Raw genomic sequence first — 23,611 nt, 5'->3', positions numbered from 1 at the left:
CCCGCCTCCGGCAGGGTTCGCCCGCGCCTTGGCCTCCGGCGGGAGTTTCTTGCCAGGATGAAAGGGCAGGGGCGGCGCGCGACGGGAGCGTTGGACCGGAGGAGCGGATCGCGCTATGTACGGGGGGCCCGAGCGACATCAGGAGGCCGCGACCCATGGCCAGGACACAATCCCGCATTTCCGAGCTCGACCCCGTCTGGCAGCGCATCACCGACGAGGCCGCCACCGCCGTCGACGACGAGCCGCTTCTGGGCGGCGTCCTGCATGCCTGCGTCCTGCATCACAAGAACCTCGAGAGCGCGCTGGCCTATCGGCTCGCGCAGAAGCTGGGATCGGGCGAGATGTCCGAGCAGATCCTGCGCGAGATCGCGGACGAGGCCTATGCCACCGATCGCACGCTCGGCGCGGCGGCGCGCGCCGACATCGTCGCCGTTCACGACCGTGACCCGGCCTGCCACCGGTTCCTGCAGCCGCTTCTGTTCTTCAAGGGGTTCCAGGCGGTGCAGGCCTATCGCGTGGGCCACTGGCTCTGGACGCAAGGGCGGCAGGACTTCGCCTATTTCATCCAGATGCGGGTGTCGGAGGTTTTCGGGGTCGACATCCACCCCGCTGCGCGGATTGGCAAGGGCATCATGATCGACCACGCCCATTCCATCGTCATCGGCGAGACGGCGGTGGTGGGAGACAACGTCTCGATGCTGCATGCGGTGACGCTGGGCGGCACCGGCAAGGAGGACGAGGACCGTCACCCGAAGATCGGCAACGGCGTCCTGATCGGGGCCGGGGCCAAGGTGCTGGGCAATATCCGCGTCGGCGATTGCAGCCGGATCGCGGCGGGTTCGGTCGTCCTCGCGGACGTGCCGCCCTGCAAGACCGTGGCCGGCGTGCCGGCGCGCATCGTCGGCGAGGCGGGCTGCGACCAGCCGTCGATGAGCATGGACCACCTTCTGCCGAGAGGAAGCTGAGCCGCTGACGCCGCTGCTGGGTTCGGGTTTCGACACGGAACGTCTCGCGATCCGGCCCTGGGCGGGCGAGCTTGGCGACGCGGAGCGCCGCGCGGCGCTGAAGCTGTGGCTCGCGGACATCCTGACGCCCGCGGTTCTCGCGCCCCTGCCGGCCGCGCTTGCCGAGACCGCCGACATGGACGCCTGGCTGGAGGCGCGGAGCAGCGGGGGCGAGGTCGCCGTGGTATCGCTGCGCGACGAGGACGAGGACCAGGACAGGATCGGCCTGTTCTTCCTCAAGGCTCTGGACGAGGGGGCCGCATCGGTGGGCTACCTGTTCGCCGAGCGCGCCTGGGGACGGGGCTATGCCAGCGAGGCGCTTGGCGGCACGATCAGGGCACTGGCACCGCGTTCGGGGCTTCGGTTGCACGCGGCGGTGGTGCCGGAAAACGCTGCATCGGCCCGCGTTCTCGAAAAGAACGGGTTCCGGCGCGATCCCGATGCGGACGCGGACGGCGTTCTGTGGTTTCAGCGGATGGTCTGAGCGGCGAAAGGCCCGGCGAGGCGCCCATCTCGCACACTCGAGCGACCGGCACACGGCGCCCCATGTGGGCGCCGTTTTTCCTGTTTTCAGGGGTGTTCGTAGTCGAGAAGAACTTCCCCCCGCGCGATCTGGCCGATGAAGGCGCAGGGATCCTCGCGCTGGCTCAGGTGCGCCCAGGCGCGCTGTGCGAAGATGTCCGGGGCCATCATCAGGATCATCGGGTTCAGGATGTCCCGCGATACGTGTCCCTCGACGGCAGCCTCGGCCTCGAAGGCGATGCGGTCGGCCTCCGGAAGGAAACGAACCTGCATCGTGTAGGCGATGTATTCCTGTCCGACAATGCAGGACGGAAAGGGACAGGGCATGTCCTCGAGCGCGGCATGGGCCAGTTCATGGCGCAGCAGGCTCTCGAAGAAGGCTTCCGGCGAAACCGGCCCGAAGGCCGCACCGTCGCCCGTCATGCGCCGCTCGGGATAGGCGCCGGGCGCCAGGATCTCGATGCGTGCCTCACCGCAATGGTAGAGGCCGAGGCAATGCTCTTCCAGCCCGGGCACGACGGCAATCGTGACGGGCGTGGGCACGGTCAGCCCGCAGGTGGCGAGCTGCTCGGTGGCGCGCGCGGCGAGCGAGCAGATCAGCGCGGCATCCGCGCCCGCATCCTCGGTCAGGATGCGCCCGCCGGGGCAGGCGAGCGGCTCGGCCGAGAGCGGAAACGCGAGGGCTGCGGCCCATGCCGCCGCCACCGTCGTCCTCGTTAAACCTTGAAAGATCAAGGGCCTGCCTTCCTTTGTGCAGGCCCGATCCTGTTTTCAGCCCGCGGCCCGAGCCTGCCTCTTGCGCTCGTGCGGGTCAAGGAAGCGCTTCCTCAGGCGGATCGCGTTCGGCGTCACCTCGACCAGTTCGTCGTCGTCGATATAGGCGATAGCCTCTTCCAGCGACATCTTCACGGGCGGTGTCAGGCGAACCGCCTCGTCCGTTCCGGACGCGCGGATGTTGGTCAGCTTCTTGCCCTTGAGCGGGTTCACCTCGAGGTCGTTGTCGCGGGAATGCTCGCCGATGATCATGCCCTCGTAGACCTCTTCCTGGGGTCCGATGAACATGCGGCCCCGGTCCTCCAGTCCCCAGAGGGCGTAGGCGACCGACTGGCCATTCTCCATCGAGATGAGAACGCCCGCGCGGCGGCCCGGGATCGGCCCCTTGTGCGGCTGCCAGGCATGGAACACGCGGTTGAGGACACCGGTCCCGCGCGTGTCCGTCAGGAACTCCCCGTGATACCCGATCAGCCCGCGCGACGGCACATGCGCGATGATCCGCGTCTTGCCGGTGCCCGAAGGCCGCATGTCGACCATCTCGCCCTTGCGCGCGCCGGTCAGCTTCTCGATGACCGCGCCGGTATAGTCGTCGTCGACATCGATCGTGACTTCCTCGATCGGCTCGACCGTCACGCCGTCCTTCTCGCGCAAGATGACCTGCGGCCGGGAGATCGAAAGCTCGAAGCCCTCGCGGCGCATGTTCTCGATCAGGACGCCCATCTGCAATTCGCCCCGGCCCGAGACCTCGAAGGCCTCGCCGCCCGGCGTATCGGCGACGCGGATCGCGACGTTGCTTTCGGCTTCCTTCATCAGGCGTTCGCGGATCACGCGCGACTGCACCTTCTTGCCGTCGCGGCCGGCAAGCGGGCTGTCGTTGATCCCGAAGGTCACGCTGATCGTCGGCGGGTCGATGGGCTGGGACGGGATCGGGTCCTCCACGGCGAGCGCGCAGATCGTGTCTGCGACGGTGGCCTTGGACATGCCCGCGAGCGTGACGATGTCGCCGGCGGAGGCCTCCTCGATCTCCTGCAACGACAGGCCGCGGAACGCCTGGAGCTTGGAGACGCGGAAGCGTTCGACCGTCTCGCCATGCCGCGACAGCGCCTTGACCGTCGCGCCGGCCTTGATGCGGCCCGCCTCGACCCGGCCCGTCAGGATGCGCCCGATGAAGGGATCGGCGCCGAGCGTGGTGGCGAGCATGCGGAAATCCTCGTCCACATGCTTCAGCTGCCGCGGCGGAGGCACGTGGCGGACGATCAGGTTGAACAGCGCGTCGAGGTTCTTCCTCGGCCCGTCGAGATCTGCGTCGGCCCAGCCGGCGCGGCCCGAGGCATAGAGATGCGGAAAGTCGAGCTGGTCCTCGTCCGCGTCGAGCGCCGCGAAAAGGTCGAAGACCTCATCGAGCGCGCGGTCGGGTTCCGCGTCGGGCTTGTCGACCTTGTTCAGCACGACGATGGGGCGCAGGCCGAGCGCGAGCGCCTTCTGCGTCACGAACTTCGTCTGCGGCATCGGGCCCTCGGCCGCGTCCACCAGCAGCACGACGCCGTCCACCATCGACAGGATGCGCTCCACCTCGCCGCCGAAATCGGCGTGGCCGGGCGTGTCGACGATGTTGATGCGCGTGCCCTTCCACTCCACCGAGGTCGCCTTGGCGAGGATCGTGATCCCGCGCTCGCGCTCGAGGTCGTTCGAATCCATGGCGCGCTCGGCCACGGCCTGGTTCTCGCGGAACGAGCCGGACTGTTTCAGGAGGTTGTCGACGAGCGTGGTCTTGCCGTGGTCGACATGGGCGATGATGGCGATGTTGCGCAGGTCCATGGGGTCTCTGGCCGGAATGGGAGGGTTGGCCCGAGCCGTTAGCCGCTCCCGGGCGGCTTGGCTAGGGGTGAAGCGACCCGCTGGCGGATCGCATCGGGAAAAGCCGGCTTTTCCGGCAGGTCGCCCGGTACCGGACGTCGATCAGGACGATTTGCGAAGCCGGATCACGACATCGACGCGGGCGATCTCGTAGCCCTCGGGGACCTCGGGGAGCGAGCTGATCTCCAGCCCGCGCGAGGGCGCGTCCGACAGGCGGCCCTCGTCCTCGTGGTAGAAATGCGGGTGGTCGTCGACGCGCGTGTCGAAATAGGAGCGCGTCCCGTCCACCGTGACTTCCTGCATGATGCCCGCGTCACAGAAGGCGCGCAGCGTGTTGTACACGGTCGCCAGAGAGACCCTGTCGCCCGAGCGGATGACCGCGTCGTGCAGGCCCTCGGCCGTGACGTGCCGGTTCTCCCCGTCGCCCACCAGCAGCGAGGCGAGCGTCAGCCGCTGCCGCGTGGGACGAAGCGCGCCCTTCGCCAGCCAGTTCTTCCCGCGTTCCAATGCCTGGGGGGTCATGGAGAATGCTTTCCCTGAGTACCTTGCGATATATAGGGCGCAACAGGGGTGGTTTTCAATTGCAAAGCGCGCCGCCCGTCCGGGCCGCCTCGCCCTTGCCAGCCGTTCCGGCGTGGTGCTAGACGACCCTATGCGGGTCCGACGTGGCCGGGACCTCGTCCCGGGGAGGCGACCGGGCCGGGGGGATAAAAAGGCGAGGGCGGCAGGCATGGCGAATTATCCGACGTCATTCGACAGGGACGATCTGCTCAAATGCGCGCGCGGCGAGCTGTTCGGCCCCGGCAATGCGCAGCTTCCCGAGCCGCCGATGCTCATGATGGACCGGATCACCGACATCTCCGGCGATGGCGGGAGCCATGGCAAGGGCCATGTCGTGGCCGAATTCGACATCACGCCGGATCTCTGGTTCTTCTCGTGCCACTTCCCCGGAAACCCGATCATGCCCGGCTGCCTCGGCCTCGACGGTCTGTGGCAGCTGACGGGTTTCAACCTCGGCTGGCGCGGCTGGACGGGGCGGGGCTATGCCCTCGGCGTGGGCGAGGTGAAACTCACCGGCATGGTTCGGCCCGACCGCAAGATGCTGACCTACTACGTGGACTTCACCAAGGCCGTGCAGACCCGCCGCCTGACGATGGGCGTCGCCGACGGCCGGGTCGAGGCGGACGGCGAGACGATCTACCAGGTCAAGGACATGAAGGTCGCGCTCAGCGAAAGCTGAGGCGCCGGGCTTTCCCCGCCTTCATCTTTCTCCAAATACGCATTCCGCCCCGGCCGCCCCGGCAGGCGTCCGGTCGCCGCGTGCCGCGCGGCTTGCACGCGTTCCCCCCTTTGCCATAGACAGGCAAGGATAATCCAAGGGAGGCCGCATGCGCCGTGTCGTCGTCACCGGACTGGGCATTGTTTCCAGTATTGGCACAAACGCAGAGGAAGTGATCGCATCGTTGAGGGCGGGCCGGTCCGGCATCACCGCCAATGCGGCCATGGCCGAGCACGGCTTCCGCAGCCAGATCGCGGGCGCGGTCGACATCGACGTGGCCGAGCATGTCGACAAGCGGACCTTGCGCTTCATGGGGCCCGGGGCCGCCTATTCCCACATCGCCATGGGGCAGGCCATTGCCGATGCGGGCCTCTCCGAGGATGACGTCGTGAACCCGATGACGGGGCTGATCGCGGGCTCGGGCGGCCCCTCCACCTCGGCCATGCTGGCGGCCCACCAGACGGTTCTGAATACCGGCTCGACCAAGCGGATCGGCCCCTTCGCGGTGCCCAAGTGCATGTCCTCCACCGTCAGCGCGAACCTCGCCACGGCCTACCGGATCAAGGGGATGAACTTTTCCATCACCTCGGCCTGCTCGACCTCGCTGCATTGCATCGGCATGGCCGCGCAGCAGGTGGCGCTGGGGGCGCAGGACATCATGTTCGCCGGCGGCGGCGAGGAGCTCGACTGGACGCTTTCGTGCCTCTTCGACGCGATGGGCGCGATGTCCTCGAAATACAACGATACGCCCGAGAAGGCCTCGCGCGCCTTCGATGCGGGGCGCGACGGCTTCGTCATCTCCGGCGGCGGCGCCATGGTCGTGCTGGAGCCGCTAGAGCGCGCGCTGGCCCGCGGCGCCACGATCTACGCCGAGGTCACGGGCTTCGCCGCCACCTCCGACGGGGCCGACATGGTCGCGCCTTCGGGCGAGGGGGGCGAACGGGCGATGCGCGGCGCGCTCCGGACCCTGCCCGAGGGGCGGCGCGTCAGCTACATCAACGCCCACGGCACCTCCACGCCCGTCGGAGACGTGGGCGAGGTCGAGGCCGTGCGCCGCGTCTTCGGCGACGGCACGACGCCGCCCGTCAGCTCCACCAAATCCATGACCGGCCATGCGCAGGGCGCCGCCGGCGCGCTCGAGGCGATCTTCTGCCTCCTGATGCTGAAGGACGATTTCATCGCGCCCTCGATCAACGTCGAGACGCTGGATCCGGCGCTGAAGCCGGACGAGATCGCGACCGTGCTGGTCGAGAACGCCGGGCTCGACACGGTGATGACGAATTCCTTCGGGTTCGGGGGCACGAACGGCTCGATGCTCCTCTCCCGCTACGATGGGTGAGGCAGCAGCATGAGCGGATTGATGAAGGGCAAGCGCGGGCTTGTCATGGGGGTCGCCAATGACCGGTCGATCGCCTGGGGCATCGCGAAGGCGCTTCACGCCGAGGGCGCGGAACTTGCCTTCTCATACCAGGGCGAGGCCTTCGGCAAGCGGGTGGAGCCCCTGGCCGCCTCTCTCGGCTCGACGCTCCTGGTGGACGTGGACGTGATGGACGACGCCTCGATGGACGCCTGTTTCGCGAAACTGTCGTCCGAATGGGGCAGCCTGGACTTCGTCGTCCACGCCATCGCCTTCTCCGACAAGACGGAGCTGACGGGCCGTTTCATCAACACCAGCCGCGAGAACTTCCGCAATTCGCTGACGATCTCGTGCTATTCCTTCATCGACGTGGCCCGCCGCGCCTCCGAGCTCATGCCCGATGGCGGCACGCTCCTGACCCTGACCTACCAGGGGTCGAACCGCGTGACGCCGTTCTACAACGTCATGGGCGTGGCCAAGGCGGCGCTGGAAAGCTCCGTCCGCTACCTCGCCAATGACCTCGGGCCGCAGAAGATCCGGGTCAACGCGATCTCGCCCGGCCCGATGAAGACGCTCGCGGGTGCCGCCATCGGTGGCGCGCGGAAGACCTTCAAGACGACCGAGGCCAATGCACCGCTCCGCGCCAACGCCACGCTCGAGGCGATCGGCGGGACAGCCGTCTACCTCGCGTCCGATTACGGGGCCTGCACGACGGGCGAGATCATCACCGTCGACGGCGGCTACCACGTGCTGGGGATGTTGCAGCCGGAGAACCTGTGAGCTTCCCTGCGTGCGGGCAGGCGCTCAGCTTCCTACGTTCAGACCGGGCCGTGTGGGCGGTGCATCGCAATTGTCGCTCTCGATGGGGATTCTGAGGCCCGGTGGGCGTCCGCGATCGCCATCCGTTCCTTCCGCAAGCCCCGACACCCCGTCAGCGGGGCCAAGCTCGAGCACGGCTTCCTCGGCCAACGCGGTGCCGAAGCCCGCTTGGGTGCCGAGAAGCATGAGCGCGATCCCCATCATGCGAACCGCACGCTCGAGGGGATAACCCTTCAGCCTGCGACCGGGCGCGCCGAGAAGATCGTCGAGATCGCAATCGAGCGCCTCGGCGAAGCGTAGCAGGTCACTCCTGTATACCGGCCGACGCCCTTTCTCGATACTCGAGATCGAGGACGGGTGCGCATATCCGAGCCGGGCGCACAGTTCCGTTTGTGTCAGTCCCCGTTCCAGACGCAGCTTGCGCAGCCGGCGCGCGATGCGATGCCGTTCTTCGAAACGCCGTTCGTTCCACATCTCGCCGTCCTCCAGACCGTGGCGTCCGGAGTTCCTCTCATGCCCCGGACCTCCGCCGCGATAGGAAGTGCCGACCCCAAGCCTCTTGAAAACAAGCGTGTTTTCGTGAAACTTGAAAATAATTCGCTAAATCCACTACCCGGACTTTTCACGATGCGTGAAAATTTCCTCTCGCTCGTGACCGAGCGCAAGATCCTCGTCTTCGTCGTCCTGGTCGCCGGTTTCGCGGCATTCGGGCCTTTCGGAACCTATGAAGGACTTTCGTTGTGGTCGCGCGTTGTGTTCTGGGCGGTCATCATGTCGGCGATCGGCCTCATGATGCACACCTCGGTCTCCATCGCGCTTCCCGCGCCGTCCCTTGCGCGGTTTCCGCGCGCGGTGCGGCTTGGGTTCGCAGCAATGCTTGCGGCTGTTCCCGGCGTCGCGGTCGTCATCTTTGTCTTTCGCGTGATGGTTGAGCCGACGATGGGCGCCGATGCTTTCCCATACCTGTGGTTTCAGGTCGCCTCCATCGGTTGGATCGCCTGCCTTTTCGAGTACCGGGAGGTTGCAGTGGACCGGCCGACGGCAGGGCCGGCCGTCGTCGCCACCGCCTTCAACAAGCGTCTTCCGCCAGGCGAGGTGCACGACATCGTCTCGATCAGCATGATGGACCACTATGCCGAGGTGACGACCCCGCGAGGCAAGCACCTGGTCCTGATCCGGCTCTCCGACGCCATGGCCGAGCTTGAGGGGCTTCCGGGCTTGCGCATTCACAGGTCGCACTGGATTGCCCTGAAGCACCTCGAAGCCGTGGCCGGAAGCGCGAAGAAGCCGGTTGCCGTCCTGTCGGACGGGCGCGAGCTTCCGATCAGCAAGACCTATCTCGACGACGTGCTGGCCCAGCTCGATATCCCGGTCAAGGTCGGAGCGTGACCGAGGTCAGGACCCGTCCGACGGCGTCGCGGGGCCCGCGCGGGCCTGGCCTTCCGGTGCGGTCTCTTGCCTGAACCCCTCCGCATCGCCGTAATCCGCGAAACCCGGCATCCGGTCGTGCGGGTCCGCCACGCGGCGGGCGTGCTTGATCGGGCACCAGTAGGCCTCGGTCCGGGACGCCACCTCGCGCGCCAGCGACAGCACGCCATTGGCATAGCCGCAATAGACGCAATTGAGCTTCTGAAGGCCGTTGAGATAGGCAAGGTGGTGGCGATCTATGGCGATGTGGTCGTGGCGGGCGACCTTCGCGATCCCGTAGACCGGGAAACAGACGGCCTGGTAGAGCGACACGAATATGTCGAGAAGCACGAGCGGCAGGATCAGCGCGTAGATAAACGGCGCGCTCAGCACGACCAGCAGCCGGGTTCGGGCGAGAAAGCTGCGCAGGCTCTCGCGGGCCGCGCGGTGCGCCTCGCGCACCTCCGGACCGAACTCCACCCGTCGTCCGCGCAGGCGGTAGCGGAAGCGCGCGCGCCTGGCGTCTATCTCTGCCTCCAGCGCTTCGCGCGCGTCGTGCAGCCGCGACCTCAGTCGTTCGATGGTATCGGTCATGATGCTGTCTCCCTGGCAGGAAGGCATCACGAAACGCACCCCTGCGCCTTGATCCAGCGCAGGGGGCCTTGTGTCAGTCCACCGCCACGAGTTCCACGGCGAAGGTCAGGTCCTTGCCGGCCAGCGGGTGGTTCGCATCCAGCGTCACCTGCTCATCGGTCACCTCGGTCACCACGACGGGCAGGGCGCGGCCATCGGGCGTCTGCACCTGCAGCTGCGTGCCGAGGTCGAGCGGAATGTGATCGGGCACCGCCTCGCGCGGGACCTGCTGGATCGCTTCCGGCCGATGCGGGCCGTAGGCTTCCTCGGAGGGGATGGTGACGGTCTTCTGGTCGCCCACCGACATGCCGGACAGGGCGGATTCGAGGCCCGGGATGATCTGGCCCTCACCCATCTTGAAGGTCAGCGGCTCGCGCCCTGCCGAACTGTCGAAGGTGGAACCGTCGTCCAGAGTGCCGGTGTAATGGATGGACACGGTCGTGCCCGGCTTGGCCTGGGTCATGGGGTATCGTCTTTCGGTAGGGGGGTGGATTTCACGGGGGCGCGGTGTTGCGCGCGACTGCCGCGTGTCGATGTGTAAAGCATAAGCCCAAGGGCCGGGCATTTGAACCCCGGGTTGCGAATTGTCGCGGACGAAAGCCTGTGCCAAGGTCCCGGCGAACGGCGGGGAGCACGGGATGCAGGGGATCGGGGTTTGCGTTTTCGACGCCTACGGCACGCTTTTCGACGTGTCGGCGGCGGCGCGGGATTTGGCCGGGGAGCCGGGCCGCGAGGCCTTCGCGGAGGTCTGGCAGCAGGTGGCGTCCGACTGGCGGCTGAAGCAGCTTCAGTATTCGTGGCTGCGTGCCGTGACCGGGGAGCATTGCGATTTCTGGCAGGTGACGCAGGATGGGCTCGACTGGGCGCTGGAGCGCGCGGGCGTGCCGGACCCGGACCTGCGCGAGGCGCTCCTGGGGCTCTACTGGCGGCTGGCGGCCTATCCGGAGGTTCCCGCCATGCTGTCGCGGCTCAAGTCCGCCGGGCTTGCCACTGCGATCCTCTCGAACGGCAGTCCCGACATGCTCCATGGCGCGGTCGGGAGCGCGGGGCTCGGCCCGATGCTCGATGACGTGCTGTCGGTCGAGGACGTGGGCATCTTCAAGCCGGCGCGCGCCGTCTACGACCTCGTGGGCAAAAGGTTTTCCTGCGAGCCTTCCGACGTTCTCTTCGTTTCCTCAAACGGCTGGGACGCCGCCTCGGCCGCGTCCTACGGGTTCCGGACGCTCTGGGTGAACCGGGCGGGGGACCCCGTGGACCGCCTGCCGGGGCGGCCCGGGCACGTGGCGAGGGACCTGACCGGCATACCGGCACTTCTGGGGATCGACTGATGCAGCACGTGACCGCCGCCGATGGCGTGAAACTGGCCTATGACGTGACGGGCGAGGGCACGCCGCTCCTCTGCCTGCCGGGGCTGACGCGGAACATGGACGACTTCGAACCGGTGGTGGAGGCCTTCGCAGACCGCGCGCAGGTCATCCGCATGGATTTCCGGGGGCGCGGGGCGTCGGACTTCGCCGACCCCGCCACCTACCAGGTGCCGGTCGAGGCGCAGGATGTCCTGACGCTCCTCGATCATCTCGGGCTCCCGAAGGTCACGATCCTCGGCACGTCGCGCGGCGGTATCGTCGCCATGATCCTTGCGGCGACGGCGAAGGACCGGCTTTCGGGCGTGATCCTGAACGATATCGGGCCAGACATCATGCAGGAAGGGCTGAACGCGATCATGGACTTCATCGGACGCCCGCCCTCGGCGCGCAGCCTCGCGGAGGTCGCGGCGGTCTTCCCCGCCTTCTACGCGGGCGTCTTCGACAAGGTGCCGCCCGCGACCTGGGACGACTTCGCCCGCCGCCTCTACCGCGAGGAGGGGGGGCGGTTGCACCTGCGCTACGATCCCCGCCTGCGCGAGGCCGTGGCGCCGGCCTTCGAGCCGGGGGCGAAAGCGCCCGATCTCTGGCCGCTCTTCGATGCCTTCGAGGGGCTTCCGCTGGGTCTTGTCCGGGGCGCGAATTCCAACCTTCTGTCCGTGGAGACCACCGCCGAGATGCGGCGGCGCAGGCCCGACATGGCCTATGCCGAGGTGCCGGACCGGGGCCACGTTCCCTTCCTCGACGAACCGGAGGCAAAGGCGGTGATCGCCGCGGTGCTGGAGCAGGTGGCATGACCGACATTTCCATGATCGAGGCCGCGGCGGAGCGGGCGCAAGGGGTTGTCCGGCGCACGGCCCTGCTGTCCTCGCCTTTCCTCGACGCTATCGCCGGGCGGCGGGTCTTCGCGAAATGCGAAGCGTTGCAGCACACCGGCAGCTTCAAGTTCCGCGGCGGCTGGTCGGCGGTCTCGGCGCTGTCGCCGGAGGTGCGGGCGCGGGGCGTGCTCGCCTTCTCGTCGGGCAACCACGCGCAGGGCGTGGCGCGCGCGGCCGAGCTGCACGGCGTGCCCGCCACCATCATCATGCCGGCCGATGCGCCGCGCCTGAAGATCGAGAACACACGCGCCATGGGCGCCGATGTCGTGCTCTACGACCGTGCGGGCGGCGAGGACCGCAACGCGATCGGCGCGCGGCTCGAGGCGGAACGGGGCCTTACGCTCATCAAGCCGTTCGACGAACCGCTGGTGATTGCCGGGCAGGGGACCTGCGGGCTGGAGATTGCCGAGCAGGCGGCGGAGGAGGGGGTGACGCAGGCGACCGTGCTGACCTGTTGCGGCGGCGGAGGCCTGACCGCGGGCATCGCGCTGGCGCTCGAGGCGCGGGCGCCCGGAATGGTCGTGCGGCCGGTTGAGCCCGAGGGCTTCGACGATACCGCGCGGTCGCTCGCCTCGGGCGGGATCGTCCGGAACAACGGACCCGAGGCGGGTTTCTGCGACGCGATCCTGACGCCCGCGCCGGGGAATATCACCTTCCCGATCATGTCCCGCCTGTGCGGGCCGGGGATCGTTGTGACCGAGGCGGAGGTGCGCGCGGCCATGCGCCATGCCTTCGAGCGGCTCAAGGTCGTGGCCGAGCCGGGCGGCGCCGTGGCGCTCGCCGCCGCGCTCTTCCATGGGCAGGAACTGGACGATGGGCCGGCGATCGTCACGATCTCGGGCGGCAACGTCGACCGCGGGCTGTTCGCCGAGGTTCTGTCGGACTGAGGCTATTCCGCCGGTGTCGTCGCCGTTTGCGCGCCGCGCCGCCACGTCGTCGTGTAGACCGCGAAGGCCGTCGCCATCAGCACCGCCGACAGCAGGAACGGTGCGCCCGGCAGCCAGACCGGACCACCCTCGCGCGTGGCCCAGAAGAAGGCCTGCGTCATCATCAGGGGCGACAGGATCATCGACAGCGCCGAGATCGACGCCAGCACGCCCTGCAATTCGCCCTGCTGATCGGCCCCGGCGGCTCGTGACATGACGCCTTGCATCGCGGGCGCCACCACCGCGCCCATGGCCGAGATCGGCACCATGAGCCAGACCATCCAGCCTTCCGTGATGAGCCCGTAGACCACGAGGCAGACCGTGTTGAAGACCAGCCCCCAGAAGACCGCGCGCCCCTCGCCGAGCGTTCTCAGGATCGGCCGGATCAGCCCGGCCTGCACCACCGCGATGGAGACGCCGTAGGCGGCGAGCGACAGGCCCACCATGCGCGCGTCCCAGCCGAACGCCTCCTGCGTGTAATAGGCCCAGATCGCGGGATAGACGAAGTTCGAGATCTGGTAGGCAAGCATCACGACGAGGAGTGGGCGCACGCCCGGCAACGCGCCGATCTGCATCAGGCCCCCCGCCGGGTTCGCGCGGCGGATGTCGAAGGGGCGCCGGCGGTCCTTGGGCAGGGACTCGGGCAGGACGAACCAGCCGAAGGCGAAGTTCATCGCGGCCAGGATCGCCGCCGCCACGAAGGGCGCGCGCGGGTCGAGCCCGCCGAGAAGTCCACCGAGAAGCGGGCCGAGGATGAAGCCGATCCCGAAGCCCGCCGAGATCAGCCCGAAGTTCTGCGCGCGTTTGCCCGGTTCCGTGATGTCCGCCATGAAGGCCAGCGCGGTCGCGTGCGTCGCCGCCGCGATCCCCGCCACGATACGGCCCGCAAGCAGGATCCAGATCGTTCCCGCGACCGACATCACGACGTAATCGGCCGCCATCACCGCCATGGAGACGAGCAGGATCGGCCGCCGTCCGAAACGGTCCGACAGCGAGCCGATGGTGGGCGAGAAGCCGAACTGCATCACCGCGTAGGCCGCCGACAGGATACCGCCCCAGAGGGCCGCGTCCGAGATCGAGACGCCCCGCACCTCGGCGATCAGGTCCGGCATGACCGGCAGGATCAGCCCGATGCCCATCGCGTCGAGCGTCACGGTGATCATGATGAAGACGATCGGAAGGCGGGCGGAGGAACGGCGCATGCGGTCTCGCGGGATGTCTGGCAGGTGTCAATCTAGGTTGACACGCCTCGGTTGACAATCGGAGATTTCAGCCCGCGATCCGTGCGGCCCGGGCCCGCGCAGACCGGGCGAACGCCCGCGCCTCTGCCGGCGCAGTGCCCAGCACGCCGGGCGGCGCGAGGTCCGGCAGCCCGAAGCCCGGCCTTTCCCGGGACACGAGGGCGGGAAGGGGCGTGCCCGTCTCCCGCGCTTCTGCCGCAAGCGCCTTGACCAGCGCCTGCGCCTCGGCGCGGGGCATCCCGGCCGCGAGCGCGAAGGACAGCGCCTCGGCATGGATCAGGCCCAACGGGTCGCCCGCACGCGCCGCCATGGTGCCGGCATCGGCCTCCAGCCCGCGGGCGATCTCGCCCAGGACCGCAACCGACTTCGCCGCCGCCGCGGTCAGCGGTGGCAAGGTTAGCCATTCGGCGAACCATGCCGCGCCGTCCCGCGCCTCGGCGTGCAACGCGGCGCCCTGCAGGATCGCGGCCTGAGGGGGCGCGAACCGGGCCAGCGCCACGAGAAGCGACGGCGCGACCGGGTTCTGCTTCTGCGGCATGGTCGAGGAGGCGCCCGCGCCCGGCAGGCGCACCTCGCCCAGCTCCGAGCGGGTGAGGATCACGAGGTCGCCGCCCGCCTTGCCGCAGGCCGTGCTCAGGTCCGCAAGCCATCCCGCGATCTCGCCGATCCGGTCCCGGCTCGCGTGCCATGATCCGCCCGGATCGGACAGCCCCAGCCCCACCGCGACCGAGGCCCGCAGCGCCGCGGGATCCGCGCCCAGCATCGAGGCGGTGCCGGCAGCCCCGGACAGCGACACGCAGAGGCAGCGCGGCCGCAACGCCTCCAGCCGGTCGAGAAGCCGCAGAAGCGGTCCGCCCCAAGCCGCCGCCAGCGCGCCGAAGCTCGACGGCGTGGCGACCTGGCCATAGGTCCGCGCGGCCTGCAGCGTCTCGGCATGGGCCTCGGCAAGGTCGGCAAGCGCAGTCAGCGCCGCGCCGATCCGCGCCTCGATCAGCATGAGCGCCTGACGCATCCGCAACATCAGCGCGCTGTCCTGGATGTCCTGGCTCGTCGCGCCCCAGTGGAGGTATTGGGCATGTTCCGGCGCATCGAGAGCCTTCCTCAGCGCCGCGACCAGCCCCGGAACCGTCACGCCGTTTGCCCCGGTGGCCTGCGCCAGGCCCGCGGGGTCCACCTGGGCCTCCATCATCGCGCGGTGCAGGAAGGCGCCCGAGACCTCCGGGATCGTGCCCGCCGCGCCCTGCGCCTTCGCAAGCGCGCCGAGGACGAGCATCATCGCCCGCACCTCGGCGGTGTCCGAGAAGAGCCGCGCGATCTCCGCGTCGCCGAAAAGCTCGCGGTGAAGCGCGCTGTCGAAGGGCGAAACGCTCATGTCGCGCTGTCCGGAAGGTGGCCGATCTCGCCCAGGAACCGCATCAGGATCGCGGCGTATTCGTCGGGCTTCTCGACGCAGGGCAGGTGCCCCGCGCCCCGGATCAGGTCGTAGCGCGCGCCGGGGATCAGGCCGGCCATCTCCTGCACGAGGTCGGGCGGGGTGGACCCGTCGGCATCCCCCGCGATCACCTGTGCGGGGAGCCGGAGGGCCGCGGTCGTCGTGTAGAAATCGGTTCCCGCTATGGCCGCCGAACAGCCGGCATAGCCCGCGGCGGGCGTTGTCTCGACCATCCGCCGCCAAGGGCTGACCGCGTCGCTTTCGCGGAATGGTTTCGAGAACCAACGCGTCATGATCGCGTCCGACATGGCCGAGAGCCCCTCGGTCTCCACCTGGGCGATCCGCTCGTCCCAGAGGGCGCGCGTGCCGATCTTGGGCGCGGTGTTCGACAGCACGACCGCGCGCACCAGGTCGAGGCGCTTGGCCGCCAGCCCCTGCGCGATCATCCCCCCGATGGACAGGCCGACAAAGACCACGTCTCGGAGATCCAGCGCCTCGATCAGCCGTTCGGCATCGCGGATGAGGGCGCCCATGGAATAGGGCGCGGGCGGGCAGGTCGACAGGCCATGGCCGCGCTTGTCGTAGCGCACCATGTGCAGGCCCGCGGGCAGCCGCGCCACCACGTCGTCCCAGAGCCGCATATCCGTCCCGAGCGAGTTGCCGAACACCACGGGCGGGCCGCCCGGCGTTCCGTCCTGCCGCACATGAAGTGTCACGTCGTCGAAGGCGATGCAGTCCATGGTGTCCTCTCCCCGGGCCCGAGACCTCCGTTTTCCGCCAGAACGCCCGGCGCTGCAACCGCGTCGCAAGTCGGCCCTGCGGCGGCGAAATCGGGCTTGCGGGCGGAGGGGCCGCCCCGCAGTGTGGCCCGAGGACGACAGGGGGGAGGCGAGACATGCCCAGCGAAATCCGTGCCGCGGTCTGCCACGAGTTCCATGCGCCGCTGACCATCGAGACGGTGGTCCTGCGCGATCCCGGCCCGGGTGAGGTCGAGGTGACGCTCGAGGCGGTGGCGATCTGCCACTCCGACATCTCCTACATGGAGGGCGCCTGGGGCGGGGCGTTGCCCGCGGTCTACGGCCACGAGGCGGCGGGGCGGGTGACGGCGGCGGGCGACGGCGTGGGCCTGTCCGTGGGCGACCGCGTGATCGTCACGCTCATCCGGGCCTGCGGGTCCTGCCAGTCCTGCGCCACGGCGATGCCGGTTTACTGCTCGGGCAACGCGCCTCTGCCGCCGGAGTTGAGCTTTGCCGATGGGCGCGCGCTGACCAAGGGCCTGAAATGCGGCGCTTTCGCCGAGAAGGTCGTGGTCCATGCCAGCCAGGTCGCGCCGGTCGGCGACGCGATCCCCGCGACCAGCGCCTGCCTTCTGGCCTGCGGCGTGCCCACGGGCCTCGGCGCGGTCGTGAACACCGCCCGCGTGCGGCCCGGGCAAAGCGTCGTCGTCGTCGGCTGCGGCGGCGTGGGCCTGAACGCGGTGCAGGGCGCGCGCCTTGCCGGCGCGGCGCGGATCATCGCGATGGACCTCGAACCCATGAAGCTCGACGACGCGATGGCCTTCGGCGCGACCGATGTGCTGCTGGCCTCCGAGGAGAAGCCATGGCGCGCCGTGAAGGCGCTGACCGGCGGGCGTGGCGCGGACCACGTCTTCGTCTGCGTCGGTGCGATCCCCGCCTACGACATGGCGCCCCGCCTTCTGGCCACGGGCGGCACGGTCTATGCCGTCGGCATGCCCCATTCGGGCGCGACCTCGGCCTGGGAGCCGGTGATCCTCGCGGCCACGGGGCAGGGGATGCGCGGCAGCCTCATGGGCGAGATCGTGCTGTCGCGCGACGTGCCATGGATGGTCGACCTCTACGAGCAGGGGCGGCTGGAACTCGACGCGCTGGTATCGCGGACCTGGAGCCTCGACGAGATCAACGACGCGATCGAGGACACCCGCGGCGCGAAGGCGCGGCGCAACGTCATCGTCTTCTGAAAGGAGGCCGCGGATGCGCCTCAAGGATATCGAGATCTTCGCCGTTTCCCCCCCGCCGCCGGGCTGGGGCGGACGCTACTGGCTGATCGTGCGGCTGACGGCCGACAACGGGATCACCGGGTTGGGCGAGGTCTACGCCAGCGCCGTGGGTCCCCGTGCCATGGAGGCGGTGATCGAGGACGTCTTCGCCCGCCACATGGAGGGCGAGAGCCCCGAGAACATCGAGCTGATGTTCCGCCGCGTCTATTCCTCGGGATTCACCCAGCGGCCCGATCCCACGGTGATGGGCGCCTTCTCGGGGCTGGAGATGGCCTGCTGGGATATCCTCGGCAAGGCGCGGGAGCGGCCCGTCTGGGCGCTTCTCGGCGGGCGGATGAACGACCGGGTCCGGGCCTATACCTATCTTTATCCCGCGCCGGGACAGGACGCAGACCGCTTCTGGATCGACCCCGACATGGCCGCAGAGGCCGCCGCCGACCGGGTCGCGGAGGGCTGGACGGCGGTCAAGTTCGACCCGGCCGGGCCCTACACGATCCGAGGCGGGCACATGCCCGCGAAGTCCGACATCGCGCTGTCGGCCGGGTTCTGCGCGGCGATCAGGGATGCGGTGGGCGACCGCGCCGACCTCCTCTTCGGCACGCATGGCCAGTTCATCCCCGGCGGCGCGATCCGGCTGGCCAAGGCGATCGAGCCCTACGATCCGCTCTGGTTCGAGGAACCCGTGCCGCCCGACGACTTTCCCGCGCTCGCCGCCGTGGCGCGGGCCACCTCGATCCCCGTGGCTTGCGGCGAGCGGCTGACCACGAAGGCCGAGTTCGCGCAGGCGCTGGCCCATGGCGTGCGCATCGTGCAGCCCGCACTGGGCCGCGCGGGCGGGATCTGGGAGGGTCGGAAGATCGCGACGCTGGCCGAGGCCGCGGGCGCGCAGATCGCGCCGCACCTCTATGCCGGGCCGGTGGAATGGGCGGCGAACCTGCACCTCGCCGTGTCCTGCCCCAACATCCTCATGGTCGAGGCGATCGAGACCCAGTTTCACGACACGCTGGTGACCGGCCGTCCGCGGGTCGAGGGCGGTTTCGCGCAGGCGCCCGAAGCGCCCGGTCTCGGGATCGAGCTCGACGAGGCGGTGGCCGCGGCACACCCCGTCACGACCGACCGGCTGCACCTCGAGATGCAGGAGGCGCCCTGCGACTGGAAGAACGGCAACGCCTTCACGGGCGGCGCGGCCGACTGAATTGCACGGCCCTGCGGGCCGCACGGCCCTGGCCTCGCCTGCGGCTCGGGTTGCGGGGGCGCTGCCCCCTGGGCCTGTCGGCCCTCCCCCGGAGTTTCCTGCCAGGATGAAGGGGCGCCGCGGGCGCTAGCGGTCCTGCTCGTGGGCATAGCGCAGCCGCGCCACGGCCTCGTTCGCCTCGGCCTTCTTCTGGGTCTCGAGCGCCTGCTCGATGAAGCCGAGATGCACTCGGACCGCCTCGCGCGCGGCTTCGGGGTCGCGGGCCTGCAGCGCGTCGTTGATCGCGCGGTGATGCTCCAGCAGGAGGTCGCGCGTGGTGCGGTTCTTGAACATGATCTGGCGGTTGAAGAACACGCCCTCGCGCAGGAGATCGAAGGTCGAACGCATCATGTGCAGCAGGATCACGTTGTGGCTGGCCTCGATGATGGCGAGGTGGAACTCGGCGTCGAGTTCCGCCTCGTCGGCCGGGTTCCGCTTGGAATGGGCGGCCTCCATCTTGGCGAAGACGGTGTCGATGACCTTGAGGTCCGTGTCCGAGCCGTGGATCGCGGCGCGCGCGGCGGCGATGCCTTCGAGGTCGCGGCGAAAGGCGAGGTAGTCGAAGACCGCCTCCTCGTGGGCGGCGAAGAGGCGGATGAGCGCGGGCGAGAAGGCGGAGCCGAGCACGTCGGCCACGTAGATGCCCGCACCCGCGCGGGTGGCGAGAAGGCCGCGCGCCTGAAGCTCGGCGACCGCCTCGCGCAGGGATGGGCGCGAGACGCCCAGCCGCTCGCTCAGTTCGCGCTCGGACGGCAGGCGCTCGCCCGGGCGCAGTATGCCGCGCAGAATGAGCTGTTCGATCTGCCGCACGACCGAGTGCGACAGCTTCTCAGCCTCGATGCGCTGAAACGGCATCGCCTCCTCCCTCCCCGGATTGGTAAGGGAGTATGACCACCTTCGCGGACAAGTCCAGCCCGGAGCGGCCCCCGGGCCGGGTTTGCCCCGGTCAAGCGGTCGGGCGGATGATCACCTCGACGCGGCGGTTCTGCGCCCGGCCCTCGGGGGTGAGGTTGGTCGCCACCGGTTCCTCCTCGCCGCGGCCGAAGCTGCGGACGCGGAAGGGCGCGACGCCGGCCTCGAGCAGGACCCCGGCGACGGCGGAGGCCCGGCGCGACGACAGGTCCATGTTGTATTCCGGCGAGCCCGAGGAATCGGTGTGGCCGATCACGTCGACGGTTGTGTCGGGATAGGCCTGCAGGTTGCGCGCGAGCGCGCGGAGGTCGGACTGGAGGCTGGCCCGGATCGCGGCGCTGTCGAAATCGAAGAGGATGCCCTCGGGCATGGTCACGACCAGTTCCTCGCCGGTGTTCCGGATCACGATCTGGTCGTTTGCCAGCGAAGCGCGCAGGTCGCGGGCCTGGCGGTCGAGGGCCGCGCCGATCACGCCGCCGGCCATCGCGCCCGCCGCGGCGCCCAGCACGGCGTTGCGGCCGCGGTCCTCGTCGTTCGAGACCGCGCCGACGAAGGCGCCGAGCATGCCGCCGAGGATCGCGCCGTCGCGGGTGCGGTTCGCGTTGGGATCGGGGTTGTTCGACACGCAGCCTGTCAGGGCCAGTGCGCTGGCGGCGCAGATCATGGTCAGCTTGGCGGAGATGGTCATGGTTTTCGGCCCTTTGCTTGCTCGTCGCGTGTGGCGCGCCCCCTGGCCCTTCTGACGGGGGAGGCGGGCGCGCGCGTTCTGGCTGGGGTCTATAGCATCCCGATCCGGCGGACGCAGGGGGAAAAACCGTCCGGGCGGAAACCCGCCCATGGTCTCACGCGGATTTGACCGCGCTCAGGCGGATCCGGGCGCCGGGGCAAGCTCGGCCTCGGCTGCCTCCCGCGCGAGGAGGGCGCGCTTGACCGGCAGGCCCCAGTGGTAGCCGCCAAGCCCCCCCGATTTCCGGAGTGCGCGGTGGCAGGGGATCAGCCAGGAGACCGGGTTTCGTCCGACCGCGGTGCCGACGGCGCGGACCGCGGTCGGGTGGCCGATGGCGCGGGCGATCTCGGAATAGGTCGTGACCTGGCCCGACGGAATGGTGAGGAGCGCCTCCCAGACCTTGATCTGGAAGGGCGCGCCGATCAGGGCGAGCGGTACCTCGCCGCCGCCGCCGCCGAGCGCCGCCGTGGCCAGCGGGCGCAGCGCCCCGGCGTCCTCGAGGAAACGCGCCTTCGGCCAGCGCGACATGAGGTCGTCGCGTGTCGCCGCCTCGCCGGTTTCCGCGGTGAAGCCGAGACCGCAGATGCCACGCTCGGTCGCCATGACGATCGCCGGACCGAAGGGACTGTCGAACAGGCCCCAGCGGATCGTCAGGCCCGCGCCGCCCGAGGCATAGATGCCGGGGCTCATCGCCTCCCAGGTCAGGAACAGGTCGTGCAGGCGGCCGGGACCCGACAGGCCCACCGCGCCCGAGGTCTTGAGCGTGGTGAACCGGTCGCGCAGGAGGGTGCGCGCGTGATCGAGCGCGAGATACTGCTGGTATCGTTTCGGGCTGACGCCGGCCCAGGCGGTGAAGACGCGCTGGAAATGGGCCGGGCTCATGTTCATGCGGGCCGCGAGCGTCTCGAGCGAGAGTGGCTCCTCGGCGCGGTCGATCTCGTCGATGGCGCGGCGGATGACCTGGTAATGATAGGCGTTGTCCTGTGTCATGGGGCGAAGGTAACGCTGGACCGCAGGCGTTCGCGACCCGGAACTTGCGGCTTTTCGCGGGCCATCGCGGCGGCGAGCCCGGGGGCGCCGCCCCCGCCGGCTGGCGCCGGCTCCCCCGGAGTTTTTCGGCCAGGATGAAGGAGGGGGACCGCGCCATTCCTTCATCCTGGAAGAAAACTCCCGCCGGAGGCAGGGCCGGGCGCGGGGGGCCTTCAGGTCCGCCGCGCCCGGGCTTCCCCCCTTGCCGCCCCGCGCCGGAGCGGCCAAAAGGGCGCCATGGCCCGCCAATTGCCCTATCACACGATGGTCGAGATCTTCCGGAGGTTCCGGGATGCCGAGCCCGAGCCGAAGGGAGAGCTGGAGCATGTGAACGCCTACACGCTCCTTGTCGCCGTCGCGCTGTCGGCGCAGGCGACGGACGCGGGCGTGAACAAGGCTACGCGCGCGCTCTTCGAGGTGGCGGACACGCCGCAGAAGATGCTCGATCTCGGCGAGGAGCGCCTGATCCAGCACATCAAGACCATCGGGCTGTTCCGCAACAAGGCGAAGAACGTGATGAAGCTCAGCCGCATCCTCGTGGAGGAGTACGGCGGCGAGGTGCCGTCCTCGCGCGCGGCGCTGCAGTCCCTGCCGGGCGTGGGGCGGAAGACGGCCAACGTGGTGCTCAACATGTGGTGGGGGTTCCCGGCACAGGCCGTCGACACGCATATCTTTCGCGTGGGCAACCGCTCGGGCATCGCGCCGGGCAAGGACGTCGACGCCGTGGAACGCGCCATCGAGGACAACGTGCCCGCCGAGTTCCAGCGCCATGCCCATCACTGGCTGATCCTGCACGGCCGCTATACCTGCGTCGCGCGCAAGCCCAAGTGCCCCGCCTGCCTGATCCGCGATCTCTGCGCCTTCGAGGACAAGACCGTGGAGCCGTCACCGAAACCCGCGAAAGGGACCCCAGCATGAGCCACCGCTACGACGTCGTCGGCATCGGCAACGCCATCGTCGACGTGATCTCCCATGGCGATGACAGTTTCCTCGAGAACATGGGGATCACCAAGGGCATCATGCAGCTGGTGGAACGCGAGCGGGCCGAGCTTCTCTATGCCGCGATGTCCGACCGGGTGCAGACGCCCGGGGGGTCCGTGGCCAACACCATCGCGGGCGTGGGCTCGCTGGGCCTGTCCACCGCGTTCCTCGGCAAGGTCAAGGACGACGCGCTGGGCCGGTTCTACGCGCAGGGCATGGCCGAGCAGGGGACGGACTTCCCGAATGCTCCGGTGCCGGGCAACCTGCCGCCGACCTCGCGGTCGATGATCTTCGTCTCGCCCGACGGCGAGCGGTCGATGAACACCTATCTCGGCGCCGGCGCGGACTTCGACGAGGACGACGTCGACGCCGGGGTGGCGGGCTCGGCGCGCTGGCTGTTCCTCGAGGGCTATCTGTACGACAAGCCGGAAGGAAAGGCCGCCTTCACGGCCGCGGCGCGCGCCTGCCGGGCCGGGGGCGGGAAGGTGGGCATCACGCTCAGCGATCCGTTCTGCGTCGACCGGCACCGGGCCGATTTCCTCCGGCTGATCGAGGCGGAGATGGACTATACCATCGGCAACCACGAGGAATGGCTCGCGCTCTACGAGACCGACGACCTCGACGCGGCGCTCGCGCGGGCGGCGGAGGTCTGCGAGCTTGTCGTCTGCACCCATTCGGGCGATCCGGTGAAGCTGATCCGGGGGAGCGCGCGCGCCGAGGTCCCGGTGGAACGGATCACGCCGGTGGATGCGACAGGTGCGGGCGACCAGTTCGCCGCCGGGTTCCTCTACGGCATGGCGACGGGGCAGGACCTGGAGACGGCGGGCCGCATGGGCGTCGCCGCGGCGGCAGAGGTGATCCGGCATATCGGCCCGCGTCCGAAGCGCCCGTTGAAGGACCTGTTCGCCGAGCAGGGCCTGATCTGAGAGATGCGGCGACGCCTCGTCGAACCGGCCTGGCGATGAGAATTCCCGATCCCGTGCGATGCGCTTTCGAAGGCGCCTGGTTCACCGCACCCGAAGCGCCTTGCCTCGGTCCCGGGCGGCGCTCTCGCCCACTTTGCCACCGAAGGACCGCTGGGCCACCTCCGTTCCCTGGTGCCTGAAAACCTCCCCCGTCGGTCTGATCTCCACCAGCCGCCCGAAGTGGCGCAACGCGACACGGTCGGCGACGCGGCGGGTCTGCACCATGCAATGGGTGACGGGCACGATCGGATTG

25 protein-coding genes are annotated in these 23,611 nt (G+C 69.2%); 13 read left to right on the top strand and 12 right to left on the bottom strand.

Features of this window, described 5'->3' with window-relative positions; translation table 11 throughout:
* The first annotated feature begins 155 nt into the window (after positions 1 to 155).
* Positions 156 to 965 (top strand): serine O-acetyltransferase, encoded by an 810-nt coding sequence (cysE, locus tag N8I71_RS10880; protein WP_262878010.1) that lies wholly within the window; start codon positions 156 to 158, stop codon positions 963 to 965.
* A 4-nt stretch (positions 966 to 969) separates the two neighbouring features.
* A complete protein-coding gene (locus tag N8I71_RS10875) occupies positions 970 to 1,488 on the top strand; it encodes a GNAT family N-acetyltransferase (protein WP_316249249.1) in 519 nt (172 codons plus the stop codon).
* 86 nt (positions 1,489 to 1,574) lie between these two features.
* On the opposite strand, the gene N8I71_RS10870 is transcribed toward N8I71_RS10875, so the two are convergent.
* From N8I71_RS10870 to irrA, 3 genes are all read right to left on the bottom strand, one after another.
* Positions 1,575 to 2,231: a hypothetical protein gene (locus N8I71_RS10870; RefSeq protein WP_262878009.1), complete on the bottom strand. Its 657-nt coding sequence runs from the start codon at positions 2,229 to 2,231 to the stop codon at positions 1,575 to 1,577.
* Between the two features lie 66 nt (positions 2,232 to 2,297).
* The gene (gene typA / locus N8I71_RS10865) at positions 2,298 to 4,118 is read right to left on the bottom strand and encodes a translational GTPase TypA (RefSeq protein ID WP_262878008.1); all 1,821 of its coding nucleotides are present in this window, start codon (positions 4,116 to 4,118) and stop codon (positions 2,298 to 2,300) included.
* A 141-nt stretch (positions 4,119 to 4,259) separates the two neighbouring features.
* The gene (irrA, locus tag N8I71_RS10860; protein WP_262878007.1) at positions 4,260 to 4,679 is read right to left on the bottom strand and encodes an iron response transcriptional regulator IrrA; all 420 of its coding nucleotides are present in this window, start codon (positions 4,677 to 4,679) and stop codon (positions 4,260 to 4,262) included.
* Between the two features lie 208 nt (positions 4,680 to 4,887).
* On the opposite strand from irrA, the gene fabA reads away from it, so the two are divergent.
* The 3 genes from fabA to N8I71_RS10845 all read left to right on the top strand — a co-directional run bounded on the left by fabA (position 4,888) and on the right by N8I71_RS10845 (position 7,573).
* Complete coding sequence (fabA, locus tag N8I71_RS10855; RefSeq protein WP_262878006.1) at positions 4,888 to 5,397, top strand: bifunctional 3-hydroxydecanoyl-ACP dehydratase/trans-2-decenoyl-ACP isomerase; 510 nt, start codon at positions 4,888 to 4,890, stop codon at positions 5,395 to 5,397.
* A gap of 148 nt (positions 5,398 to 5,545) precedes the next feature.
* Positions 5,546 to 6,775 (top strand): beta-ketoacyl synthase N-terminal-like domain-containing protein, encoded by a 1,230-nt coding sequence (locus N8I71_RS10850; RefSeq protein ID WP_262878005.1) that lies wholly within the window; start codon positions 5,546 to 5,548, stop codon positions 6,773 to 6,775.
* Between the two features lie 9 nt (positions 6,776 to 6,784).
* Positions 6,785 to 7,573, top strand: coding sequence for an enoyl-ACP reductase FabI (locus N8I71_RS10845; protein WP_262878004.1), 789 nt, complete (start codon positions 6,785 to 6,787; stop codon positions 7,571 to 7,573).
* Positions 7,574 to 7,597: 24 nt separating this feature from the next.
* Here the strand turns inward: N8I71_RS10845 and N8I71_RS10840 are convergent, their stop codons facing one another.
* A complete protein-coding gene (locus tag N8I71_RS10840; protein WP_262878003.1) occupies positions 7,598 to 8,086 on the bottom strand; it encodes a helix-turn-helix domain-containing protein in 489 nt (162 codons plus the stop codon).
* Between the two features lie 153 nt (positions 8,087 to 8,239).
* Between N8I71_RS10840 and N8I71_RS10835 the strand changes: the two genes are divergently transcribed.
* Positions 8,240 to 9,001, top strand: a complete 762-nt coding sequence (locus tag N8I71_RS10835) for a LytTR family DNA-binding domain-containing protein (RefSeq protein WP_262878002.1) — start codon at positions 8,240 to 8,242, stop codon at positions 8,999 to 9,001.
* 6 nt (positions 9,002 to 9,007) lie between these two features.
* On the opposite strand, the gene N8I71_RS10830 is transcribed toward N8I71_RS10835, so the two are convergent.
* Together N8I71_RS10830 and N8I71_RS10825 are read right to left on the bottom strand one after the other, a co-directional pair.
* A complete protein-coding gene (locus tag N8I71_RS10830; RefSeq protein WP_262878001.1) occupies positions 9,008 to 9,613 on the bottom strand; it encodes a hypothetical protein in 606 nt (201 codons plus the stop codon).
* Positions 9,614 to 9,686: 73 nt separating this feature from the next.
* Positions 9,687 to 10,115: an FKBP-type peptidyl-prolyl cis-trans isomerase gene (locus tag N8I71_RS10825; RefSeq protein ID WP_262878000.1), complete on the bottom strand. Its 429-nt coding sequence runs from the start codon at positions 10,113 to 10,115 to the stop codon at positions 9,687 to 9,689.
* Between the two features lie 175 nt (positions 10,116 to 10,290).
* On the opposite strand from N8I71_RS10825, the gene N8I71_RS10820 reads away from it, so the two are divergent.
* The 3 genes from N8I71_RS10820 to N8I71_RS10810 are packed head-to-tail and all read left to right on the top strand — an operon-like array spanning position 10,291 to position 12,781.
* Entirely contained in the window at positions 10,291 to 10,980 is a 690-nt protein-coding gene (locus N8I71_RS10820) for a haloacid dehalogenase type II (protein ID WP_262877999.1), read from the top strand.
* The gene (locus N8I71_RS10815) at positions 10,977 to 11,813 is read left to right on the top strand and encodes an alpha/beta fold hydrolase (RefSeq protein WP_406676094.1); all 837 of its coding nucleotides are present in this window, start codon (positions 10,977 to 10,979) and stop codon (positions 11,811 to 11,813) included. Before N8I71_RS10820 ends, N8I71_RS10815 begins: the two co-directional genes overlap by 4 nt.
* Complete coding sequence (locus N8I71_RS10810; RefSeq protein WP_262877997.1) at positions 11,810 to 12,781, top strand: threonine ammonia-lyase; 972 nt, start codon at positions 11,810 to 11,812, stop codon at positions 12,779 to 12,781. The genes N8I71_RS10815 and N8I71_RS10810 overlap by 4 nt, the downstream gene beginning before the upstream one ends.
* A gap of 2 nt (positions 12,782 to 12,783) precedes the next feature.
* Here the strand turns inward: N8I71_RS10810 and N8I71_RS10805 are convergent, their stop codons facing one another.
* The 3 genes from N8I71_RS10805 to pcaD all read right to left on the bottom strand — a co-directional run bounded on the left by N8I71_RS10805 (position 12,784) and on the right by pcaD (position 16,233).
* On the bottom strand, positions 12,784 to 14,022 hold the full coding sequence (locus tag N8I71_RS10805) for a TCR/Tet family MFS transporter (RefSeq protein WP_262877996.1): 1,239 nt from the start codon (positions 14,020 to 14,022) through the stop codon (positions 12,784 to 12,786).
* Positions 14,023 to 14,089: 67 nt separating this feature from the next.
* Positions 14,090 to 15,433 (bottom strand): lyase family protein, encoded by a 1,344-nt coding sequence (locus N8I71_RS10800; protein ID WP_262877995.1) that lies wholly within the window; start codon positions 15,431 to 15,433, stop codon positions 14,090 to 14,092.
* Entirely contained in the window at positions 15,430 to 16,233 is an 804-nt protein-coding gene (gene pcaD, locus N8I71_RS10795) for a 3-oxoadipate enol-lactonase (protein WP_262877994.1), read from the bottom strand. The genes N8I71_RS10800 and pcaD overlap by 4 nt, the downstream gene beginning before the upstream one ends.
* 155 nt (positions 16,234 to 16,388) lie before the next feature.
* Between pcaD and N8I71_RS10790 the strand changes: the two genes are divergently transcribed.
* Both N8I71_RS10790 and N8I71_RS10785 read left to right on the top strand, forming a co-directional pair.
* On the top strand, positions 16,389 to 17,471 hold the full coding sequence (locus tag N8I71_RS10790; protein ID WP_262877993.1) for a zinc-binding dehydrogenase: 1,083 nt from the start codon (positions 16,389 to 16,391) through the stop codon (positions 17,469 to 17,471).
* Between the two features lie 13 nt (positions 17,472 to 17,484).
* A complete protein-coding gene (locus N8I71_RS10785) occupies positions 17,485 to 18,705 on the top strand; it encodes a mandelate racemase/muconate lactonizing enzyme family protein (protein ID WP_262877992.1) in 1,221 nt (406 codons plus the stop codon).
* A 126-nt stretch (positions 18,706 to 18,831) separates the two neighbouring features.
* Here N8I71_RS10785 and N8I71_RS10780 read toward each other — a convergent pair whose 3' ends face one another.
* From N8I71_RS10780 to N8I71_RS10770, 3 genes are all read right to left on the bottom strand, one after another.
* Positions 18,832 to 19,599: an FCD domain-containing protein gene (locus tag N8I71_RS10780; RefSeq protein ID WP_262877991.1), complete on the bottom strand. Its 768-nt coding sequence runs from the start codon at positions 19,597 to 19,599 to the stop codon at positions 18,832 to 18,834.
* Positions 19,600 to 19,690: 91 nt separating this feature from the next.
* Positions 19,691 to 20,344: an OmpA family protein gene (locus tag N8I71_RS10775; RefSeq protein WP_262877990.1), complete on the bottom strand. Its 654-nt coding sequence runs from the start codon at positions 20,342 to 20,344 to the stop codon at positions 19,691 to 19,693.
* 174 nt (positions 20,345 to 20,518) lie between these two features.
* Positions 20,519 to 21,373: a bifunctional helix-turn-helix domain-containing protein/methylated-DNA--[protein]-cysteine S-methyltransferase gene (locus N8I71_RS10770; RefSeq protein WP_262877989.1), complete on the bottom strand. Its 855-nt coding sequence runs from the start codon at positions 21,371 to 21,373 to the stop codon at positions 20,519 to 20,521.
* 276 nt (positions 21,374 to 21,649) lie between these two features.
* On the opposite strand from N8I71_RS10770, the gene nth reads away from it, so the two are divergent.
* Both nth and N8I71_RS10760 read left to right on the top strand, forming a co-directional pair.
* Positions 21,650 to 22,330 (top strand): endonuclease III, encoded by a 681-nt coding sequence (nth, locus tag N8I71_RS10765; RefSeq protein ID WP_262877988.1) that lies wholly within the window; start codon positions 21,650 to 21,652, stop codon positions 22,328 to 22,330.
* Positions 22,327 to 23,319 (top strand): adenosine kinase, encoded by a 993-nt coding sequence (locus tag N8I71_RS10760; protein ID WP_262877987.1) that lies wholly within the window; start codon positions 22,327 to 22,329, stop codon positions 23,317 to 23,319. Before nth ends, N8I71_RS10760 begins: the two co-directional genes overlap by 4 nt.
* Positions 23,320 to 23,611: the final 292 nt, after the last annotated feature.

The sequence above is a fragment of the Roseicyclus sediminis genome, from assembly GCF_025515305.1.
GTDB lineage: Bacteria > Pseudomonadota > Alphaproteobacteria > Rhodobacterales > Rhodobacteraceae > Roseibacterium > Roseibacterium sediminis.
This window is presented reverse-complemented; position numbering and strand designations above follow the sequence as displayed.